The organism is Pseudomonas sp. P1_A1 (genome assembly GCF_056406935.1).
The window spans coordinates 31638-51678 of the sequence record NZ_JBFTZE010000029.1; the positions used below are offsets into that span (position 1 = coordinate 31638).

Annotated in this window: 13 protein-coding genes, 2 tRNA genes and 3 pseudogenes; 9 read left to right on the plus strand and 9 right to left on the minus strand. The window is 58.5% G+C overall.

Going from position 1 to position 20041, the window contains the following annotated elements; genetic code table 11:
- Positions 1-52: 52 nt before the first annotated feature.
- A pseudogene (locus AC1D2Q_RS28380) lies at positions 53-1819 on the plus strand (xanthine dehydrogenase family protein molybdopterin-binding subunit); the annotation flags it as partial.
- Between the two features lie 150 nt (positions 1820-1969).
- Positions 1970-3082 carry an alkene reductase gene (locus AC1D2Q_RS28385; protein WP_477815379.1) on the plus strand — a complete coding sequence of 371 codons (1113 nt, stop codon included), beginning with the start codon at positions 1970-1972 and terminating at the stop codon, positions 3080-3082.
- 119 nt (positions 3083-3201) lie between these two features.
- On the opposite strand, the gene ydiJ is transcribed toward AC1D2Q_RS28385, so the two are convergent.
- Positions 3202-6231 (minus strand): D-2-hydroxyglutarate dehydrogenase YdiJ, encoded by a 3030-nt coding sequence (gene ydiJ / locus AC1D2Q_RS28390; RefSeq protein WP_477815380.1) that lies wholly within the window; start codon positions 6229-6231, stop codon positions 3202-3204.
- Positions 6232-6390: 159 nt separating this feature from the next.
- On the opposite strand from ydiJ, the gene AC1D2Q_RS28395 reads away from it, so the two are divergent.
- Together AC1D2Q_RS28395 and AC1D2Q_RS28400 are read left to right on the plus strand one after the other, a co-directional pair.
- Positions 6391-7275 (plus strand): LysR substrate-binding domain-containing protein, encoded by an 885-nt coding sequence (locus AC1D2Q_RS28395; RefSeq protein WP_305409035.1) that lies wholly within the window; start codon positions 6391-6393, stop codon positions 7273-7275.
- 108 nt (positions 7276-7383) lie between these two features.
- A complete protein-coding gene (locus AC1D2Q_RS28400) occupies positions 7384-8070 on the plus strand; it encodes a phytanoyl-CoA dioxygenase family protein (RefSeq protein ID WP_477815381.1) in 687 nt (228 codons plus the stop codon).
- Positions 8071-8259: 189 nt separating this feature from the next.
- On the opposite strand, the gene AC1D2Q_RS28405 is transcribed toward AC1D2Q_RS28400, so the two are convergent.
- The 3 genes from AC1D2Q_RS28405 to AC1D2Q_RS28415 all read right to left on the minus strand — a co-directional run bounded on the left by AC1D2Q_RS28405 (position 8260) and on the right by AC1D2Q_RS28415 (position 12669).
- Positions 8260-10386, minus strand: a complete 2127-nt coding sequence (locus AC1D2Q_RS28405; protein WP_477815382.1) for a TonB-dependent siderophore receptor — start codon at positions 10384-10386, stop codon at positions 8260-8262.
- Between the two features lie 445 nt (positions 10387-10831).
- Entirely contained in the window at positions 10832-11701 is an 870-nt protein-coding gene (locus AC1D2Q_RS28410) for an NmrA/HSCARG family protein (protein WP_477815383.1), read from the minus strand.
- Between the two features lie 32 nt (positions 11702-11733).
- Positions 11734-12669, minus strand: coding sequence for an NADP-dependent oxidoreductase (locus AC1D2Q_RS28415; protein ID WP_477815384.1), 936 nt, complete (start codon positions 12667-12669; stop codon positions 11734-11736).
- A 102-nt stretch (positions 12670-12771) separates the two neighbouring features.
- Here AC1D2Q_RS28415 and AC1D2Q_RS28420 point away from each other — a divergent pair, with 102 nt between their 5' ends.
- The gene (locus tag AC1D2Q_RS28420) at positions 12772-13647 is read left to right on the plus strand and encodes a LysR family transcriptional regulator (protein ID WP_477815385.1); all 876 of its coding nucleotides are present in this window, start codon (positions 12772-12774) and stop codon (positions 13645-13647) included.
- Between the two features lie 34 nt (positions 13648-13681).
- On the opposite strand, the gene AC1D2Q_RS28425 is transcribed toward AC1D2Q_RS28420, so the two are convergent.
- On the minus strand, positions 13682-14383 hold the full coding sequence (locus AC1D2Q_RS28425) for a VIT1/CCC1 transporter family protein (protein ID WP_477815386.1): 702 nt from the start codon (positions 14381-14383) through the stop codon (positions 13682-13684).
- Between the two features lie 404 nt (positions 14384-14787).
- Here AC1D2Q_RS28425 and AC1D2Q_RS28430 point away from each other — a divergent pair, with 404 nt between their 5' ends.
- Both AC1D2Q_RS28430 and AC1D2Q_RS28435 read left to right on the plus strand, forming a co-directional pair.
- On the plus strand, positions 14788-15504 hold the full coding sequence (locus AC1D2Q_RS28430) for a class I SAM-dependent methyltransferase (RefSeq protein ID WP_477815390.1): 717 nt from the start codon (positions 14788-14790) through the stop codon (positions 15502-15504).
- Between the two features lie 224 nt (positions 15505-15728).
- A pseudogene (locus AC1D2Q_RS28435) lies at positions 15729-15920 on the plus strand (phytanoyl-CoA dioxygenase family protein); the annotation flags it as partial.
- Between the two features lie 161 nt (positions 15921-16081).
- Here the strand turns inward: AC1D2Q_RS28435 and AC1D2Q_RS28440 are convergent.
- The 4 genes from AC1D2Q_RS28440 to AC1D2Q_RS28455 form a co-directional block, all read right to left on the minus strand.
- The gene (locus AC1D2Q_RS28440) at positions 16082-16384 is read right to left on the minus strand and encodes a hypothetical protein (protein ID WP_253422736.1); all 303 of its coding nucleotides are present in this window, start codon (positions 16382-16384) and stop codon (positions 16082-16084) included.
- Between the two features lie 571 nt (positions 16385-16955).
- Positions 16956-17042: transfer RNA gene (locus AC1D2Q_RS28445), tRNA-Leu, on the minus strand.
- A 195-nt stretch (positions 17043-17237) separates the two neighbouring features.
- Positions 17238-17311: transfer RNA gene (locus AC1D2Q_RS28450), tRNA-Cys, on the minus strand.
- Between the two features lie 241 nt (positions 17312-17552).
- On the minus strand, positions 17553-18455 hold the full coding sequence (locus AC1D2Q_RS28455; RefSeq protein WP_477815387.1) for a helix-turn-helix domain-containing protein: 903 nt from the start codon (positions 18453-18455) through the stop codon (positions 17553-17555).
- 300 nt (positions 18456-18755) lie between these two features.
- Here AC1D2Q_RS28455 and AC1D2Q_RS28460 point away from each other — a divergent pair, with 300 nt between their 5' ends.
- On the plus strand, positions 18756-19007 hold the full coding sequence (locus AC1D2Q_RS28460; protein ID WP_477815388.1) for a hypothetical protein: 252 nt from the start codon (positions 18756-18758) through the stop codon (positions 19005-19007).
- Positions 19008-19215: 208 nt separating this feature from the next.
- A pseudogene (locus AC1D2Q_RS28465) lies at positions 19216-20019 on the plus strand (IS110 family transposase); the annotation flags it as partial.
- Positions 20020-20041 lie beyond the last annotated feature (22 nt).

The following is a 20041-nucleotide window of genomic DNA, read 5'->3' on the forward strand; positions in this document are numbered from 1 at the left end:
AGTCACGCTCAACGTCAACGGCTCGGCCCATGCATTGGAGCTGGCACCGCCACTGTTGACGACGCAGGAAGGCATCATTCACGGCCCTGCCGGACAACGAATGTCCTACGCTGACGCCGTCAAAAACGTCGATCTGCACCTCTATGCCAAGTCCGAATCGCCGGCAATGCCAGCGACGGGCTTCAAGCTGATCGGTCATTCGCTGCCACGGCTGGATATTCCGGCAAAAGTCAGCGGCGGCCCTGCATTTGTCCAGGACATTCGTCTGCCGGGCATGCTGCACGCCCGGGTCATTCGCCCTCCTCGTCCCGGCTGCACGCTGGAGGCCTTCGACGCGGAGTCGATCAAAATGTTGCCGGGGGTTGTGCAGGTGATTCGCGACGGCAATTACCTTGCCGTGGTGGCGCGTGATGAATGGCAAGCGATCAAAGCCATGCGCAGCGGATATGAATCGGCGCGCTGGAGCGGTGGTCAAGCCATACCCGAGTCACGGGACATCCACACATTGCTCGAGCGCCTGCCTTCACGCCGCTACCCGATCAGCCATGAGGGCACGCCACAGGAAGCGACCGACAACCGCTATCGAGCGCGCGTGACCAAGCAATACCTGATGCACGGCTCCATCGGCCCGTCCTGCGCCGTGGCCTGGTTCAAGGACGGCACCCTCACCGTCTGGACCCACACCCAAGGCGTGTATCCGCTGCGCGCCGGCATCGCCGAAATGCTGCGCCTACCGCCCGAGCGCGTTCGCTGTATCCACACCGAAGGGTCCGGTTGTTACGGCCACAACGGCGCAGACGATGCGGCGGCCGACGCGGCGTTGATTGCCATGCGAATACCGGGCACGCCGGTGCGGGTGCAGTGGATGCGCGAGCAGGAAAATCTCTGGGAACCCTACAGCTCGGCGATGGTGACTGAAGTGCAGGCCAATCTTGATGCGCAAGGTCGACTGCAGGACTGGAACTATGAACTGTGGACCACGCCGCATAACGAACGCATCGTCAACGCGGGCCGGTTGCTGCCGGCGCGACTGCTGGCCCGACCGTTCACCTCCGCGCCTTCGGTGCCCATCGCTCAACCTGAAGGCGACGGCGATCGCAATGCCGTGCCGCTGTACACGCTGGCGTCCACTCGCATCAACATGAACTTCGTCACCGAGATGCCGTTTCGCACCTCTGCCATGCGCTCGCTGGGCGCGCACATCAACGTCTTCGCAATCGAGGCGTGCATCGATGAACTGGCCGCCAGGGCCGGGAGCGATCCGGTGGCCTTGCGCCTTGCCCATCTGGCGGATCCCCGGGCGCGGGCCGTGGTGGAGCGCGTGCGCGACGCCATCGGCTGGCCGCAAAAAAGCAGCGAACCTGGCGCGGGCATCGGCTTCGCGTTTGCCCGCTACAAAAACATCATGGGCTATTGCGCGATCGCGGTGCGCTTGCGCGTACATCCGCAGACCGGCGAGGTGCAGGTCGATCACGTCGTCACGGCGGTAGACGTCGGGCAAATCGTCAATCCCGATGGCCTGCGTAACCAGGTGGAAGGCGGGATCGTGCAGTCCACCAGTTGGACGCTGTATGAAAAAGTCGCCTATGACGCCGGGGGCATACGCAGCTACGACTGGAGTGGCTACCCGATCCTGCGCTTTTCGCAGGTGCCGAAAAAGGTCGACGTGCACCTGCTCGACCAGCCGGGACAGCCGTTTCTCGGCGCCGCCGAAATCGTCCAGGGACCGATGGCCGCCGCCCTCGGCAATGCCGTGGCGAACGCTACCGGCCGACGCTGGCTGAACCTTCCTTTGACCCGCTCGGAGCAACCGTCCTGACCCTGCGCAGCGTTGCGTTTCACGCAATGCAGCGTAGAGGCTGATGCGGATTATCAAGCGGCATGCAGCGGATTAACTTACAGCCATACGGTGCCTGGCCAAACGTCCATCGCCGCCCTGCTCCCTCTTTTCGAAACCCGGAGAAATTCTATGACGCAGCAACTGTTCCAACCCATCGCATTGGGGCCATACACACTCCCGCACCGAGTGGCGATGGCGCCGTTGACACGCTCTCGTGCCGGGCAACCGGGCGATATCCCGACGGCCATGAATGCCGAGTATTACCGCCAGCGTGCGAGCGCCGCGTTGATCATTACCGAGGCGACGCAAATCTCCCGACAGGGCCAGGGCTATGCCTGGACCCCGGGCATCTACAGCGATGAGCAGGTACAGGCCTGGCGCAAAGTCAGCAGCCAGGTGCACGAGGCCGGCGGTTTGATCTTCATGCAACTCTGGCACGTGGGCCGCGTGTCGCACCCAAGCTTCCAGCCTGGCAATGCCCTTCCAGTGGCCCCGAGCGCATTACCCGTGCCGGGCAAGACGTTCATCGTCGACGCGGATGGCAACGGTGTGTGGGGCGACGTACCGGTTCCGCGGGCACTGGAAACCTCGGAGATCGCTGACATCATCAACGACTATCGCCGGGCCGCGCGCAATGCGCTGAACGCCGGGATGGATGGCGTGGAAATTCATGCGGGCAATGGCTATCTGTTGGATCAGTTCATCAACAGCAACAGTAACCAGCGCGAGGACAGCTACGGCGGTAGCCTGGAAAACCGTGCGCGCCTGTTATTGGAAGTGGTTGCTGCCGTCGTCGACGAAGTCGGTGCGCAGCGCGTGGGCGTACGCCTCACGCCGATGGGACGCTTCATGGGCATGGGCGATGAGACGCCGCAAGCTACGTTCGGCCATATCGTACGTTCATTGAACCAGTGGAATCTGGCCTACCTGCACCTCGTCGAGCCTGCTGTCGTCGGCACCGTCAAGGACGAGAACTTCGATCCGCGCTGGGATGCAATCATCGGCCAACTGCGTGCAGCGTGGGACGGCGTGCTGATGATCGCCGGTGGCTACGACCCCGAGACGGCGGAACAGGCCTTGATCGACGGCCGCGCGGACATCATCGCGTTCGGCAGGCCGTTTCTGGCCAACCCTGATCTGCCACGACGAATTCGCGACGGGTTGTCGCTCAATGCGCCGGATCCGAGCACCTTCTTCGGTGGCGATCAGCGTGGATACGTGGATTACCCGGCTCACTCCTGACAGGTGAATCCACACCATCAATGCACCTTGGCACGCCCGTGGGCGCCCTGTCCGACGGGCAGGAGCGCCGCGCCAAGGAACTGATGCTGCGTGCAATCAGCCGCAGCGTTTGGTTTGCATCAGCGAACGGGCTGAACAATGCGCTCCAACACAACCTCCAGTGGATGGCGCAATTGCCTGTTGGCAAAGCGCTTCACCTGACTGCGACAGGAGTATCCCGTCGCCAGCGCCTCACCCTTTTTGTCCAGCTTGCCGGCCCATGACTGCTCGAAAATGGTCCGCGAGGTGTCCTGGTTGCGGGCTTCATGACCGTAGGTTCCGGACATGCCGCAGCAGCCGGTCGCCTCAGTCGTCAGCTTGAGCCCGAGCCTGGCAAAAACGGTTTCCCATTGCGAAGTGCTGGCCGGGACATTGGTTTTCTCGGTGCAGTGCGCCAACAAACGGAAGGTATCAGTCGCGGGATGCGGATTTTCCGGCAACGCGTCGCAGAGCCATTCCTGGGGTAGCAGGACCTTTGGGCAATCGTTGAGCCCCGGTACTTTCTGATATTCCTGGCGGTAGACCAGGGTCATCGCCGGGTCCAGGCCCACCAGCGGCACTCCACAGTCGGCGAGCGTCTTGAGCTGATGGGCGTTGCGGATCGCCGCCTTGGCGAAGGCACCGAGGAAACCCTGCACATGCAAAGGCTTGCCGTTGGCGCTATAGGGCGCCAGAAACACCCGATAACCCAGCTGATGCGCCAACTGGATGAAGCTCGCCAGCAACGGGGTTTCGAAGTACCGGGTGAAGGCGTCCTGTACCAGCACCACGCTGCGCTCGCGTTGCGCGACAGTGAGCTCGCGCAAGGCTGGCACACTGGCGACAGCGACCTTGCAGCGGGTCAGCGTGGCCTGCAGGTTATGGCGATTGATCAACGGACTGTCGAGCATACCGACCTGTCGCTCAAGCAGACGGCTCACCCATTTCGAGCTCATCACCGCGTTGTACAAACCTGGCGCGTAGGCCATGTAAGGCAGGGTGAACTCCAGCGAGCCGATCAGATAGTCGCGCAGCGGGCGTTGATAACGACCGTGGTACAGCTCCAGAAATCGCGAACGGAATTCCGGCACGTTGACCTTGACCGGGCATTGTCCCGCACAGGATTTACAGGCCAGACACCCCGCCATCGCGTCGTAGACCTCATGGGAGAAATCCGCCTCGCCGCGCGAGCGCGCCAAGTTATTGCGCAACCGCGTTGGCAACCCGCTCAGCCACGACAATTTGCCTCGGGCCGCTTGCAGTACATCGATATTGGCCGCGCCTTGCAGACGCAACCACTCGCGAATCAATGAGGCCCTGCCCTTTGGCGAATGCTGGCGTTCACGGGTGGCTTTCCACGACGGGCACATCGCATCGTTGGGATCATAGTTGTAGCAGGCGCCATTACCGTTGCAGTGCACGGCGGAGCCGAAGCTTTGCCAGACGCGCTCGTCGATTTGCCGGTCCAGGTCACCACGCAGCGTAACTTCGTTGACCTTGAGCAAGCCTTGCGCGGCGTCCGGCGGAGTGCAGATCTTGCCGGGATTGAGCTGATTGTGCGGGTCGAACGCGCCCTTGAGCGATTGCAGCGCCGGGTACAGCTCGCCAAAAAACTCGGGGACATATTCCGAACGCAAACCTTTGCCGTGCTCGCCCCACAGCAGCCCCCCATAACGCCGGGTCAGCTCGGCCACGGCATCGGAAATCGGCTTGACCAGAGCGGCCTGGGCCGGATCTTTCATATCCAGCGCCGGACGTACATGCAACACACCGGCATCGACGTGACCGAACATGCCATAGGCCAGGCCATGGCTATCCAGCAAGGCGCGGAACTCAGCGATGTAGTCAGCCAGTTTCTCCGGCGGCACGGCGGTGTCTTCGACGAAAGGCTGCGGGCGAACCTCGCCGTCGACGTTACCCAGCAGCCCGACCGAGCGTTTGCGCATGGTGTATACGCGGGTCACGGCTTCGGCCCCCTCGGCCAGAGTGTGGCCCAGTCGCTCAATCGTCGTATCGGCCTGCAGATGCTCCACGAACGACGCCACGCGAGCATTCACGTCCGCCAGGTCTTCCCCGCTGAACTCCACCAGGTTGATGCCCAGCGTCGCGCGCCCGGCGTCCGCCGGGAAGTACTCGGCGACGCTGTGCCAGACGATGTCTTTCATCGCCAGCATCAACACTTTGGAGTCCACGGTTTCGATGGACAACGGTTTGTGCGCCAATAACGCATTGGCGTCGCGCAACGCATCCATGAAGCTGCTGTAGCGCACGTTCACCAACACCGAATACTTGGGAATCGGCAGCACGTTGAGCTTGGCTTCGACGATGTAGCCCAACGAACCTTCCGCACCGCACAGCACACTGTTGAGGTTGAAACGCCCGTGCTCGTCGCGCAGGTGCGCCAGGTCGTAACCGGTCAGGCAGCGGTTGAGTTTGGGGAACACCGACTCGATCAGGTCGGCCTGGGTTTCCTGAATGTGCCGCGCCGTCCGGTACACCTCGCCGATGCGGCCGGGTTGCGTGCATGCCACTTCCAGTTCCGCGTCGGACAGAGGCAGGCTGTGCAGGCGCTCGCCACCGAGCAGCACACTGTGCAGTTCCAGCACGTGATCGCGGGTCTTGCCATAGGTGCAACTCCCCTGGCCGCTGGCGTCGGTGTTGATCATGCCGCCGACGGTGGCACGGTTGGACGTCGACAGCTCCGGGGCGAAGAACAGCCCATGGGGTTTGAGCGCGGCATTCAGCTGGTCCTTGACCACGCCCGCCTGCACCCGCACCCAACGCTCGGCGACGTTGATTTCCAGGATGGTGTTCATGTGCCGCGACAAGTCGACCACGATGCCATCAGTCAATGACTGGCCGTTGGTGCCGGTGCCGCCGCCTCGCGGGGTCAGCTTGATCTGGCGAAAGCGTGGTTCGGCCATCAAGGTCGCGATGCGTGCGATGTCGTCCGCGTCCATGGGGAACACCGCCGCTTGCGGCAGGCGCTGGTAAATCGAGTTGTCGGTCGCCAGCACGGTGCGGGTGGCGTAGTCGGCGCTGAGCTGGCCACGAAAACCGCTGGCGCGCAGGGCCTGAAGAAATTCCGGGTAGTGTGCCGCGAGTGCAACGGTGGGCAACTGGGCGATCATCGCAGGCTGTTCTCTTGTCGGTCTAATCATGAAAAAAATCAAAACACTTGTCGCCTGAGCATTAATGGGTCAGCCTCAGGTCGTCGGCTACGCCAATGATCCTGTAGGCTCTGGCGCCGGACAAATGGATAATCCTGCCGCTATCGATGACTTTTACGAATGAATTACCGTCACCTCACGCCCTCGATGTCGTTGCTGCTGGCCTTTGAGGCCGCCGCCCGCCATGAAAGCTACACCCGCGCCGCGATGGAACTGTCACTGACCCAAAGCGCCGTGAGCCGGCAAGTCCAGGCGCTGGAACAGCAACTGGGCCTGACGCTGTTTCGCCGTGAAGGCCGGCAAGTGCAGTTGACCGATGTCGGTCGTCTCTACCAGCGGGAAATGAGCGAAGCGCTCGGACGCATCCGCAGCGCCACGTTGCAAGCCATGGCTTATCAATCCGGCAGCGGCACCTTGCGCCTGGCCACCTTGCCGACCTTCGGCTCGAAGTGGTTATTGCCGCGCCTACATGACTTCTACAAAACCCATCCCGGCATGCTGGTGCACATCAATTCCCGGATCGACGCCATCGACTTCGAAACCAGCGGTATCGATGCCGCGATCGTCGTCGGCAATGCCGATTTGCCGGGCCTGATCAGCCATCGCCTGCACACCGAAGAACTGATGGTGATCATTTCTCCAGAAGCGGCCGAGCTCCACGACGCCTGGACGCCGGAGCGCATTGGCGCACAGACACTGCTCAACGTCACAAACAATGCCAACGTCTGGGGCGAGTGGTTCAGCCACCACGGCCTGCCCCATCGAATGATGCGGCTGGGGCCGAGTTTCGAACTCACCTCGCACTTGATCCAGGCTGTCAGGGCCGGCATCGGCATCGGTTTGGTGCCACGCATCCTAGTGGCCGACGAGTTGGCCAACGCAGAGCTGATCAGCCTCGATCAGCCCTTCGCCAGCCAGCGCAGCTACTACCTGACCTACCCGCCGCGCAACGAAATGCTGCCATCGCTTATCGCGTTCCGTACCTGGTTGCTGGAACAGATCTGAACGAGCGCGAAGAACAGGCTGTCCACTTTGTTCTTCTATGATGTCCATCAGTTGCGCGCGCAACTGCAGGATTTTTGATGCGTTGGTGGCAAGGAAATTGAGGAATCCATGACTGACCGCGAACAACTCCATCGAGATGGCTTTGCGCTGCTCCGTCGAGCGATCCCGGCCGAGTGGCTGGGTGACCTTCGTGCCGTGTTCGATGCGGGCGTGAAGCCGGCGGACCAATGGCCAGTGCCGCGCGGCATGGATTGGCGCCATTCGCTGTTGGATTCTGATTCGAAGATTCAGACTGTGTGTCGTCTGCCGGAGCTGCTGGCGGTGGTGGGTGAGTTGATTGGAGAACGGTTTTTCCTCTCGCAGGTGGAGGGTCGCGAACCCCTTGCAGGTGGCGGTCATCAGCAACTGCACCGCGACTTGTCGGACCAACGGCCAGGCGACATTGTGAACGCCATCGCTTATTTCGACGACTATGGCCCCGAGAACGGCGCGACACGTATCGTCCCCGGCAGCCATCGCCCTGACCAGGAAGCGCCGCCATTGGACTTCAATGACGAGTCCCGGTCTGTGCAGCTTTCAGGCGCCGCGGGTGACATCCTGGTGTTTGATGCCGATTTAGTGCATGCGGGCAGTCTGAACTCAATCGGCGCACGCCGTCGCTCCATCCTGATGAGCTATTTTTCGGAGCCTTTATACGCCTCACACCTGGAAACAGTGGGCCTGCGAAGTATTCGGATGGACACGACCGATCGGTTCGACCCTTCGGATTTTGCCTGCTCAAGCCATCAAACATAGCGGACCGGAAACCAACAAGGAGTGCCTGCCATCAATGGCAGCACCACACCCGTCCAACTGACAATCGGACGGGTGTGGTGGCCTTGATGGATTCTCCAGGGGGGATCCACCCCTACAGCTGGGACTTTTTTTGTGTCCGCCACTTTCCTGGGGGACCAAAGCGTTCCTCCCCCCTTGATATTCACCGCACTACAACGTGTAGGAAATACCGACTTGCACAGTTCGTGGCGCACCCGGATAAGCGTAAACATTGCCGAACGCGCCTTCTTCATAATCGCGATCAAACAGGTTTTTCACGTCAAGATTGAGCCGCACCTTGTCATTGATCTTGTAGAAGCCAAGCAAGTCGACAACGGTGTAGCTGCCCATCGAAAACGCAGTGTTGGCGGTTTGCCCGGCGCGCTCGTCGACGTACTTGAATCCGGTGCCCAAGCCCAATCCCTTGAGGGTGCCGTCCTGGAACTCGTACATATTCAGCAGGCTGAAGCTGTTTTTCGGGATGTTCAGCAGCCGCGTGCCAGAGCGCAGTACGTTGTCTTTGGTCACTTCGGCATCGACATAGGCGTAGCCGCCAATCACGCGCCATTCGGGAGTGAGGTTGCCGGCAACGTTGATGTCGAAACCACGGCTTCGCACTTCACCGGCAGCAACGCTGAAGGTGGAATCGACAGGGTCGGTGGTCAGCACGTTACGCTTCTCAATCTGATAGATCGCCGCATCGACACTCAACCGCTGATCCAGTGCTTCCCACTTGATACCCATTTCGTACGACTTGCCCTTCTCCGGCGCAAACCCTCCCCCGAGGCGGCTTGCGCCGGTGTTGGGCTTGAACGAGCGCGCGGTGTCGGCATAAACCGCTAATGTCTCGGTCAAATCGTAGGTCACGCCGATGCGCGGAGTTACTGCGTTGTCACTCGCCTGCCAACTCTTGCCGCCCGGGACAAAGGTTTCGTAGTCATGTTCGAAGCGTTCGAAACGCGCCCCTGCCAGCACCTTCAGTTTGTCGGTCAGTGCCAATTGATCCTGCACAAACGCGGCATAAGTTTTGAGGTTTTCCTTGTCGTGGGTCGGCGTACGAGTCAGTGCTGGACGCGACTGGCCGTACACCGGATCGAAGATGTCGATCGGATACGCATCGACAGCACCGCTGGAGCGTTGAATGATCGACTTGTAGTCATAATCTTCGTACTCGATACCGGTGAGCAACGTGTGCTGTAAACCAGCGGTATCGAAATGGCCGGTCAGATTGAGCTGGGTATCCTTGTCGGTCCACTCCAGCTTGCGATAGTTGAAGTTGCGCCCCAAGGTGCGGCCGTCAGCGGCAATACCGTTGGCCTCGACTGCGTTGCCCTTGAGCGAACCATCGAGCCACTGGAAGCCACCACCCAGCGTCCAGTCGTCATTGAGCATGTGCTCGAAACGCAGCTGCGCCATGTTGTTGTCGTTATGCAGTTTGCCAGCGTCTTTTTCGCCGAAAAAACTGTCGCGAGAGGCGGTACCTGTCTGCCTCGGGAAACGTGTAACGCCTCGATCCAGAGGTGCGTTGTTACGCATGAAGTCGCCTTCGAAAATCAGCTTGGTCGCGTCGGTTGCCTGCCACGTGAGCACCGGAGTGATACCGTAGCGCTCGGTTTCGACGTGATCGCGGAAGGTGTCGCCGCCCTCGCCCACTACGTTCAGTCGATAGGCCAGGCGCCCTTCTTCGTCGAGCGGGCCGGAAGCATCCAGCGTGCCACGCTTCATGCCCTGATCGTTCAGTTGACTGCCCAAGGTGACGGTGCGTTCGGGCAATGGCTGTTTGGAAACCACGTTGAACGTGCCACCAGGATCACCCCGACCGTAGAGCATGGTTGCCGGACCGCGTAGCACTTCGAGTCGCTCGATAGTGTTGGCATCCGGCATGTTCGGATAACCGCGGTTGATCGGAAAACCGTTGCGATAAAACTCGCCAGTGGTGAAGCCACGAACGGTAAACGTGGTCAGACCCTGTCCACCAAAATTGTTCGCCCGCCCCACGCCCCCGGCGTAGTCCAACGCGTCCTGCAAACGGGTGGCTCCCAGATCCTCGACCGCATCTTTCGAGACCACACTGATCGATTGCGGGGTTTCGTGGATCGACGTGTCGGTGCGTGTGGCGCTGGCCGAGCGCGTAGCCAGATAACCCTGCACCGGGCCGTCCGCCCTTTCGTAATTCGCAGTACCGATAACATCGGTTGCGTCCAGCTCAAGCGTTGAGGGTGACACCTCCGTTTGTTCAGCCCATGAGGTAGACGACAATGCTTGCAGCACACAAATGGAAAGCAGGGTTCGACGCATGGAGAGAAAAACCTTTACGAATAGGCCAATGCAGGGAGTGAAACTGCCAAAAAACTCCGGCGCATGCTATACAAAACCATTCGTAATTAACACTGATTCCCATTCACAAAAAAACAGTCCTCGATAAAGTCATCACTTCATTGAAGCAATGGCCATTGCAGCATCACCCGCGCCACGGCCGAGATCATCCAGCGCTGCCGACCTTGGCGGTGTAGCCCATCATTGGCACGCCAGCGAGCTTGGCACCGCCAGCTGCCAGAAACGCCAAGGCCGCTATAAGACGTAATCCGAGGGACGTGTACTTGAAAACCCTGCTCGTGCTGTTGGATCGATTGAAAGTTTGGTGACTCATGTGAGTGTTCACTTTAGACGGCGCGGAGCCGAACGAAGATGGGTTAACAGGGGACAATGCATTGGCGAAAAAGAATGCCCCCTGCCCTGTTTTTTAAACGCCGGCAGTAGCTTCGCGGACGAAGTCTTCATAAGAACGCAGCGGGTGCCCAATGATGGCTTCCAGCCGGTCCACGGCTCCTTCAGCTGCTTGCATGCCGAACTTCTGGATACCCGCCATCATCAGGCGCATGTCGTATGCCAACCAGCCGGGACCGTACGAAGCCAGTTGCCCTTCGAAGGCTGCTACATCGTCACCACCGTAAGCGATCTCGTGACCCAGGGCGGAACTCCAGGTCTTTGCCACGGATGCACCAACCAGTGCTTGTGGCCCAACCAGCTCCAGCGTTACACGATCAAGAGCAGAAGATGCCTTGTCGCGTCGCAGCAGTTCTGCCACGGCGACATCGGCAATATCGCGCGCATCAATCATTGAGACGCCGGCCGAGCCGATTGGCATCGGGTACACCGAGTAGTTCTGGATCGTCTGTTGGACCATGAGGTCGTTTTGCATAAAGTAAGCGGGACGCAGAATAGTCGCGGGGATGTCGAGGCTTTCGATCATCCGCTCAACGGTATGCTTGCCCGTGAAGTGCGGAACATTGGTGAATATGTCGGCATGAATCACCGAGAGGTAGACGATGCGCTCAATGCCAGCCTCTTGAGCGAGGTTCAGCGTAATGAGGGCTTGCGTGACCTCGTCGGGCGTAACGGCGTTGAGCAGAAACAGCGTCCGTACCGAAGACAGCGCAGCGCGCATTGAGGGTACATCGGTGAGGTCTGCTACAACTTCAGTGACGCCAGCCGGGAAGTCGCGTTTACCAGCTTGGCGCACGAGCGCTTTGACCTCGGCGCCCGCGTCAGCCAGGCCCTGAGTAATGAGTGAACCAATGGTGCCCGTGGCACCAGTAACGAGAATGCTCATTTTGAATCTCCTGCAGTGATAGATGGAGTGGATCAGCGAGAGAAGTCCGCCACGATTTTTCCAGTCCCGGAAACGGTGCGATTGCGTTCAATCGCCTGGGGTATGTCTGCGAAGCCAACGACCTCCCCGATCCTGGTCCGCAGCGTGCCGTTGGCGATTTCTTTTGCCAGCGAAGCCAGAAGTTCGGGATCAGGTGTGTTCATGAACCACAGGCCCCGGCGATTGGCTGGGATACGCGCCAGAATGTCGGGCGACGACGTGCCGACAATGACGCCGTTCTCAGTCAGCACCTGCCAAGAGCGATCCAGCACCTCACCCCCGACATAGTCGAGTACCAGGTCAATGTCCCGGACGATGTCTTCGAAACGTTGGGTTTGATAGTCGATGACATGATCGGCACCGAGGCTGCGTACATAGTCCAGGTCAGCCGTGCCCGAAGTTGCGAAGACCTGCGCAGCTGCCCGCTTGGCATACTGCACGGCATAGGCACCCAGCCCACCTGCCGCTCCGTGGACAAGGATCCGCTGGCCGGGATGAATCGGCCCCGCATGATTGAGGCTCTTCCAGGCTGCCACGGCTGCGACAGGAACAGCAGCAGCATGGACATCATCAAGATTCTCAGGCGTAAGGGAGAGGCTCGACTCACTGACGCTCACACATTCAGCGTAAGCGCCCAGTCCTCCCACCGCGCCCATGACGCGATCGCCAATACGGAAGCGAGAGACACCGGGGCCGACAGCCTCGACGACACCCGCCATTTCGGCGCCCAGCACTATTGGCAATGGAAGCGGGAACGCGTTTCGTACATGACCTTCGCGGACCTTCCAATCAATACCGTTTACGCCGGCGGCACGAACCCGAACGAGAACCTGGTCTTGCCCAGGTTCTGGCTTTTCGATTTTGGCCACTTCCACGGCGTCAGCACCGCCGTATGCCCGGATCAGTACAGCTCGTTGCAGGGTGCTCATTGCAATTCCTCGTATCGAGTTCCGATGACGAGAAGATATGCTGTTGCGCAGATAAAGCGCAGACACCAAAATACAGACACTTCGTTTCAAAATTGGAACACTATGAACCTGAACGCGCTGATCGACTTCACACTCGTCGCAACGAATGAGGGGCTTGGAAAGGCGAGCCGTGCGAGCGGCATATCCAAAGCCACCCTATCGCGTCGAATCTCCGACCTTGAGGAGCAACTGGGGGTGAGGCTGATCGAGCGCAGCGCTCGCGGCCTGAAGCTCACCGAAGCTGGCGAAATGCTGATGGCTCGAACAGAAGGACCGTTGAGCGAGGTGGCCGAAGCCATGACAGCAGCCCGTGAGGGCGTATCGACGCCTCGCGGACGCTTGCGTGTCGCCTCCCCAGTCCTGTTCTCCCAGCTTGCAATGGGCCGCATCGGAGCAGAATTCTGTGCCGCCTACCCGGAGGTCGAAATCGAAGTCGTGGCGGAGGATCGCGTGGTTGACCTTGTGGAGGAACAATTCGACGTCGCCATCCGGATCAACCCGAGCCCAGACAGCAGTTTGGTCGGCCGGTGCTTCGCCAAAGACCGGCTGATAGTCGTGGCGGCGCCTGAAGTCATTAAACCAACGCCGGGCGCAATCAGGCCCGTTCCTGGCATCGTAACTTCGAGCTTCCAGCCCACCCACTGGAGTCTCGATGGCGGACAGTTGGTCCTGGAGCCGATCCCAAAGCTGCGGTTCTCTTCGTTACTGATGGTCCGAGATGCGGCTATCGCCGGTGGTGGTGTTGCCCTGATCCCACAGTCCATCGCATGGAATCAGCTCGCCCGTGGCGAGTTGGTCCAGTGGGGCACGGTATCGGGTGTTGAACCCGAGCTTTGGGTCTTGCATACCTCCAGGCGCTTGGCTACTCCAAAAGTTCGAGCATTCGTCGATTTCATGTGCGCGGAATATCCGGACATGTCTCTGGTACTAACAGGATAGAAGGCAGCACATGGGTCTCGGGTATCGAGGGGATCTAGACCACGGCCCCAAGCAAATGCCCCACCAGTGCGGTGACCCCCATGGCCAACGCGCCCCAGAAGGTTACTCGCCAGGCGCCGGTGATAATGCTGGCACCGCCGGCTCTGGCAGCAATGGCGCCCAATGTCCCGAGAAACACCAATGACATACCCGATATCCAGCGCACCGAGCTCTGCTCCGGTGCGAAAAACGTCACGGCTAGAGGCAATGCGGCGCCCACCACAAAGCTGGCGGCCGAGGCCAGAGCGGCCTGCAAGGGTTTGGCGGTGAGGGTTTCGCTGATACCCAGTTCGTCTCTGGCATGGGAGCCCAGCGCGTCGTGGGACATCAATTGGTCAGCCACCTGATGGGCCAGTTCCGGCGAGACGCCGCGATGCATGTAGATGTTGGCGAGCTCAAGTCGTTCTGCTTTCGGATCGCTCGCCAATTCTGCTCGTTCCCGGGACAGGTCGGCCCGCTCGGTGTCAGCCTGGGAGTGAACGGAAATGTACTCGCCTGCAGCCATGGACATGGCACCGGCCATCAGCCCTGCCATTCCTGTAACCAGCAAGGTGGCGTGGCTCGCATTGGCCGCAGCGACGCCAATCAGCAGACTGGCGGTGGAGACAATGCCGTCGTTGGCCCCTAAAACGGAGGCGCGGAGCCAGCCGATCCGATCGCTTCGGTGGTACTCGGTGTGCCTATACATGAATTTCATTGTTTAAAGGGGGCTCACTGTCGTCGGTGGCTAAGAGGTTCAGGTGGCTGGCAATTGGCGTGGACGCTTCTTAAGCTGCGCCTGCAACTGGCCACCGACAATGGGCATAGTGTAGGCATAAGACTTCCCTCACATCGACCCAGTGTCGATAGCTGCCGGACGTGGCGATGGCGGCATCGCCGAGCTCCATTCCACCCATGACTTTAGTTGAGCATCTAGGTTACCGTCGTGCCATTGAAGCGCCCGGTGTGGGTGGGATTGTCGATAAAGGCCGAGTCAGCTTAAGCAAAGATCGCGATTGTTTGAGCCATACATTCCTTACTGGAATGCAGCACATAAAATTAATGAATTTTTATTATTTCTATGTGTGGCGTAGCTTGGATTTCAGGACATGGAGAACCGACTTGAAATCATCCCCTCTCAACGCCGCTGAAAAATTTGATACCTCCCGAGCCAATGAGTACGGCCGACAGAGCCGTATTGCACTTGCAGGATATGACGCCTGCCAAGACTTGGCTGCGTGCATGCTGGCGGCAAGCCTTGGCAATGCAAGCTCGGCAAAAATACTGGTGGTTGGTGCTGGTGGTACGGCACAGGAAATTATTGCCATGGCCAAGCTTGAGCCAGGTTGGCGCTTCACTGCCGTTGATCCATCCGAGCCGATGCTGGAGGCAGCGAAGCAGCAGTTAGAGGCAAACAACTTGCTTGAAAGAACGGCCATGCATCTCGGGAATGTTGAAGACCTGGCGGCAGACCAGTCATACGACGCAGCCACCCTGATCGGCGTACTCCATCATCTCGAAGGGGATGGTACCAAGCGACAAATTCTACGATCCATTCGGGCTCATCTAAAGCCGGGGGCACCGCTGATTGTCGCGGGGAATCAATATGCTTACGCCAGCCAGCCGTTACTGCTGGCTGCCTGGGGGCAGCGATGGCGGCAGCATGGAGCCAGCCCGGATGAAGTGAAGGCCAAGCTTGGGAAAATTCTTCTGGGCGCTGATCCTCCACATTCCGAGGCGGCGGTTCAAAAACTTTTGCATGACGCCGGATTCGGGGACACTACCCGTTTCTTCAGCAGCCTTTTCTGGGGGGCCTGGCTGACATGCAAAGCGCCCTGAACAGGGCCGAGAATGGCTGTTTGTGGCCGATTCTGTTGAAAACGTCGGTTCTTCCAGACTGCCCGCATACTGACCGCCGAAACGCCTTTTTTGCGCGCTGCTACGCGAAATCTGAGCCCGAAATCCTCTGCTCAATAATTGAGGAAGCTATGACTGACCGCGAGCAACTCCATCGAAATGGCTTTGCGCTACTTTGTCGAGCGATCCCGGCCGAGTGGCTGGGTGACCTTCCCCGGTCTGTACAGCTTTCCGGCGCCGCTGGCGACATCTTGGTGTTTGATGTGGATTTAGTGCATGCGGGCAGTCTGAACTCAATCGGCGCACGCCGTCGCTCCATCCTGATTAGCTATTTTGCGGAGACTTTATACGCACGATTCGAACCCTCGAACTTTTCTTTCGAGGGCTATATGGATTGAATAGGCTGATATGGACTCTCTCCACAAGCAGAGAAAGGTATAGCTTTTCCAGCCCCGTTGTCAGCGCGGGAGCATTCGAGTATCCGGTTTATTAAGCCTAGTCCGCTGACGGAGCAGTTTTGGACCGCAAGCAGCCCTTACAGTGACGAAAGCCAGTGCGCTTAGTGCGCACTAAACAACGCAAATACACCCACCACTGCCCACAGCACAGATACATACTGCATGGGCACATAGAACAACGTGTGTTTCTTGCGAAAGACGACTTCGCCACCGCTGTCTTTATCAATGTAGGTTTTGCCCGGCTGGTTATTCAGCCGGTGACCAATATAGGCATTGACGGCCGCGCCAACCAATAGACCGACACCCAACCCGAGCCCATTGAGGAGCCCTGCGAAAGGCACCATGCAAAGTACCGGGATAAGAATCGAAAGAAGGCCCCATCCTTGCCAGACAATAAAAAACATCACACGTCCCTGGTTAATTTTTGAGGCGCGCAATCTAACAAAGAAAAAGGGATCACGGCAATAATTTGTAATATATTTCTTTAATAAACAGATTTACACGAACACGCGGAAACAGAAAGTGGTCGTATCCGTCATTCCATTAAGTATGGATGCCTGTGGATGTGGATTTTCAATGGTTCTCGTCCTCACTCGTAATATTTGATTATCAGTGAGCCAGGTTTAATCCGGCGCGTGGCTCCAGAATGCGTATATTCGATATCTTCGTCGACGAACCCGACCTCAACTCGGTATTGAGATTATCGGTGAACTCAGGTGTTGATTGATCGAATCATGGCGTGAAAGGCTGGCCACAAGATCAGATCGACGCGCTTAGTGGTTCTGGAACCGGCCAACCGATGATCGCAAGCGTGCTCAAGAAAAGGTTTGATGACGCGCACGAGCCGGTAGGCATTCCAAAAAACAGAATTTCAGGCGACCTACGGGCAAAGACCGCAATGGAGCAGAGATAGTTTTTTTCGAAGCAAAAAATAAGGGCTTGCATGAGAAACCTCACGCAAGCCCTTGATATTCATGGTGCCCGAAGCCGGAATCGAACCGGCACGCCCTTACGAGCGGGGGATTTTAAGTCCCATGCGTCTACCAGTTTCGCCATTCGGGCGGTAGCGCGGTAAAGCTGTCTGGAGACTGACCAGTTACGACCTGGCAGTTCTGACGCTTGTGCAACAGAGGGGGAAATATATACATCCCGCCCCGGTGAAGCAAGTTCGCAAATCCCCTTTTCAAGACTAAATCTTGCAGGACTGCGAAAATAAAAAAGCTCCGTAGATCATGGATCTACGGAGCTCGTTTAAAGTGGAGGCCGAAGTCGGAATCGAACCGGCGTAGGTGGATTTGCAATCCACTGCATAACCATTTTGCTATTCGGCCTCAAACATCTGACGTTCAGTAGCGCAACATCAAACGTGTAAACTCGTATCTGGAAACAAGATTCTAATCTAGCTTCCAACCCTTTGAAATCTAAGGGGTTTTCGTGTTCCTGAATCAGGAATGGACGCAATTCTGGACTGGTTCGAAAGGCATGTCAAGAACTGGAAGAAAATAATTCCAGATGCGCTAACGCCACTACCCGGTTGCTTTCGAGACTAACACTTCAGCGCCACAGAAAGCGCTACCCACCGCAAGATGCGCGCTGCAACCGCTGCCGATACTCGCTGGGTGTCTCATGCATTTCATGGCGGAAGTGCCGATTGAAATTCGACAAGTTGGCGTACCCCACTTCAAAGCAGATATCGGCAACGCTGAAACTGCTTTGCGCCAGCAAACGGCAGGCACGCTGGACTCGCAGTTTGCGCGTCAGGTCGACGAAGGTATGGCCGGTGGCGCGCTTGAAGAATTTGGAGAAGGCCGGCTCGTTCATGTCCAGACGCTGGGCGATGACCGACATCCGCAACTCGTCAGCGAGGTCGTTCAGGATGTAGTCGAAGACAATGCTCATGCGCTGAGCCGTCAATGCGTCGAGCATAGGCGCGTATTGCAGGCTGGCAAGCGTCTGTCTCTCGCTGTCGGGGGCCGAAGCCAGCAGTTGCAGCAACGACAGGAACAGGCACAGTCGCTGCAAGCCGTGGCACTGGCCGATCTCTTCCAGCAGTCGAGCTGCTTTTTTGCGGGTGTTGCCATGAAATTCGATGCCCTGCGCCGCCTGGCGAAACAGGCTTTGTAACTCGCTGAGTTCCGGGACCTTGTCACGCAGTTGCATCAGCGTCTGGCCATCAAACTGCAATACGACGTCACGGCCGGTAATCACCTCGCCTTTGCCCAGATCGCTGATCCAGTCGTGAGGCAGGCCCGGGCCGATGAGGGCGACATGGCCGGCTTCGAATACGCCGATGTAGTCACCAGCCAGTAGCCGACCGCTGCCTTCGCGGATCAGGTGGATCTCGAACTCCGGATGATGGTTCCAGCGTGCCAGGTCGAAGGGATAGTCGTGCTCGTACCAACGAAAGCTGTGCTGGGGCTCGTTCAGAATGACTTCAAGCGCTGGCGGCTTGTCTGCGGTTACGTGATGGTTCATCACCCTGGCGATTCCGTTTTTGTTGGTTTTATCAAGGTACCGCGAGCCTGGGACGAGTCGAAGTCTCGGGACGCTGACATCAGACTCGCACTAACGACGCCCGGTGCCTAGCGTGCTACATGGCGCCCACTGATACTTTTTTTCCACGGTCAAAAAAGTATCAGCGGCGCGTATGCCATTCATTTGTTCGCTGCTTGGGTAGCTGCAATTCTGTGGTCATCCAGGTGCGGCTATGACTCGCATCGTGGATTACAACAACAATAAAGCTTCTGCCGCCCAAGGCGCAGAGCGGAGATCACGATGAAGATCATTCCAAGCGCGCTTTTTCTGTCCGCCGGCCTGTGCTCTGCCCTGCTCTGCCAGGCAGGTGAAACGGTGACCATCGCCACCGTGAACAACAGCGACATGGCGCCCCTAAAACCAGTCACCGCGATCTTAAGTCAGCAACGGGGTATCCGGTTTACGACTGCTGCGCAGCCGAACGGGGGCAAGCCCCCTCGTCACAGAGCCCGCTCCTTGTATGTTGGCCGAACACCCGGCGAGAGCAGCTAAGCTCCTCGGTGTTGTCTCAAAGATGTGTTTCTGGGGGAGGCCGACCGCTCCTGAAGGCAGGACTTGCTCCTGACCTTGTCTGTAGAGAGGCTCCCCCGCCTCATTGCCCACCACGAAGAGTATCGAGAAGCCGACAAGTCGGACTTCGCATTACAAGGTTGCAGCGGCATGAAGTTCGAGGTCAGGGGAACCAGGAGCCATCTTCACGGCCCTGGAGTTAAGCACTGCAGGCTTGCCGGTTTCTGTGATCAACCCGAAAAGCTCCCGCAATTTTGCAAGACTGATGCTTCAACACAGTAAAACGGACGCCATCGACGCCCAGTTGCTAGCGGAGTACGGCGAACGCATGACGCCTCGCTTGTGGACTCCTCCAAGCCCCGCCCAGCTTGAGTTGCGTGCCATTGGCCGGCATATCAACCGTCTGACCTGCCACTGCACCCGAGCGAAGAATGAGCTGCATGCCCTTCAAGCGACCGAAACAACTTCAGCGATGCTGATTGAGGATGAGGAAGAAGCTATTGCGACGTTCGGCAGGCGCATCGAACGGTTTAGGCGAGCCGGGCGAGACATCATCGCTAGCTGTCCAATTTTGCAGGAGCAGTTTGATCACATGGTGGCTGCACCTGGAATGGGTGAGGTCTCGACATTTGCAGTGCTGGCTGAACTGACGACCCTGCCAGTGACGCTCAAATCCCCCCAGATCAGTCGTTATGCAGGGCTGGACGTGCGACTGACCCAGTCTGGAACGAGCGTCGACAAGCCCGGACGCCTGAGCAAGGGTGGCAACGCCTACCTGCGCTCGGCGATGTTCATGCCTGCCATGTCAGCGATCCGCTGCGATCCTTATGTGAAGGCTTTTTACGACGTGCTAGTCGGTCGCGGAAAACGAAAAATGCAGGCCATCTGTGCGGTTATGCGCAAATACCTGACAGGTTTGTGGGCCTGCATACGCGCTGGAGAGGATTTCGATACGGCCAAGCTTTTCAGCGAAAAACATCTGCTAAAAGCTTGACCGTGAACAGAGTATCTACAGG

Coding starts and splice junctions, on each gene's coding strand:
- AC1D2Q_RS28415 (WP_477815384.1), bottom strand. CDS start 12,669: ATGAGCACCCTGCAACGAGCTGTACTGATCCGGGCATACGGCGGTGCT.
- AC1D2Q_RS28405 (WP_477815382.1), bottom strand. CDS start 10,386: ATGCGTCGAACCCTGCTTTCCATTTGTGTGCTGCAAGCATTGTCGTCT.
- AC1D2Q_RS28420 (WP_477815385.1), top strand. CDS start 12,772: ATGAACCTGAACGCGCTGATCGACTTCACACTCGTCGCAACGAATGAG.
- AC1D2Q_RS28440 (WP_253422736.1), bottom strand. CDS start 16,384: ATGTTTTTTATTGTCTGGCAAGGATGGGGCCTTCTTTCGATTCTTATC.
- AC1D2Q_RS28400 (WP_477815381.1), top strand. CDS start 7,384: ATGACTGACCGCGAACAACTCCATCGAGATGGCTTTGCGCTGCTCCGT.
- AC1D2Q_RS28455 (WP_477815387.1), bottom strand. CDS start 18,455: ATGAACCATCACGTAACCGCAGACAAGCCGCCAGCGCTTGAAGTCATT.
- AC1D2Q_RS28410 (WP_477815383.1), bottom strand. CDS start 11,701: ATGAGCATTCTCGTTACTGGTGCCACGGGCACCATTGGTTCACTCATT.
- AC1D2Q_RS28425 (WP_477815386.1), bottom strand. CDS start 14,383: ATGAAATTCATGTATAGGCACACCGAGTACCACCGAAGCGATCGGATC.
- AC1D2Q_RS28385 (WP_477815379.1), top strand. CDS start 1,970: ATGACGCAGCAACTGTTCCAACCCATCGCATTGGGGCCATACACACTC.
- ydiJ (WP_477815380.1), bottom strand. CDS start 6,231: ATGATCGCCCAGTTGCCCACCGTTGCACTCGCGGCACACTACCCGGAA.
- AC1D2Q_RS28460 (WP_477815388.1), top strand. CDS start 18,756: ATGAAGATCATTCCAAGCGCGCTTTTTCTGTCCGCCGGCCTGTGCTCT.
- AC1D2Q_RS28395 (WP_305409035.1), top strand. CDS start 6,391: ATGAATTACCGTCACCTCACGCCCTCGATGTCGTTGCTGCTGGCCTTT.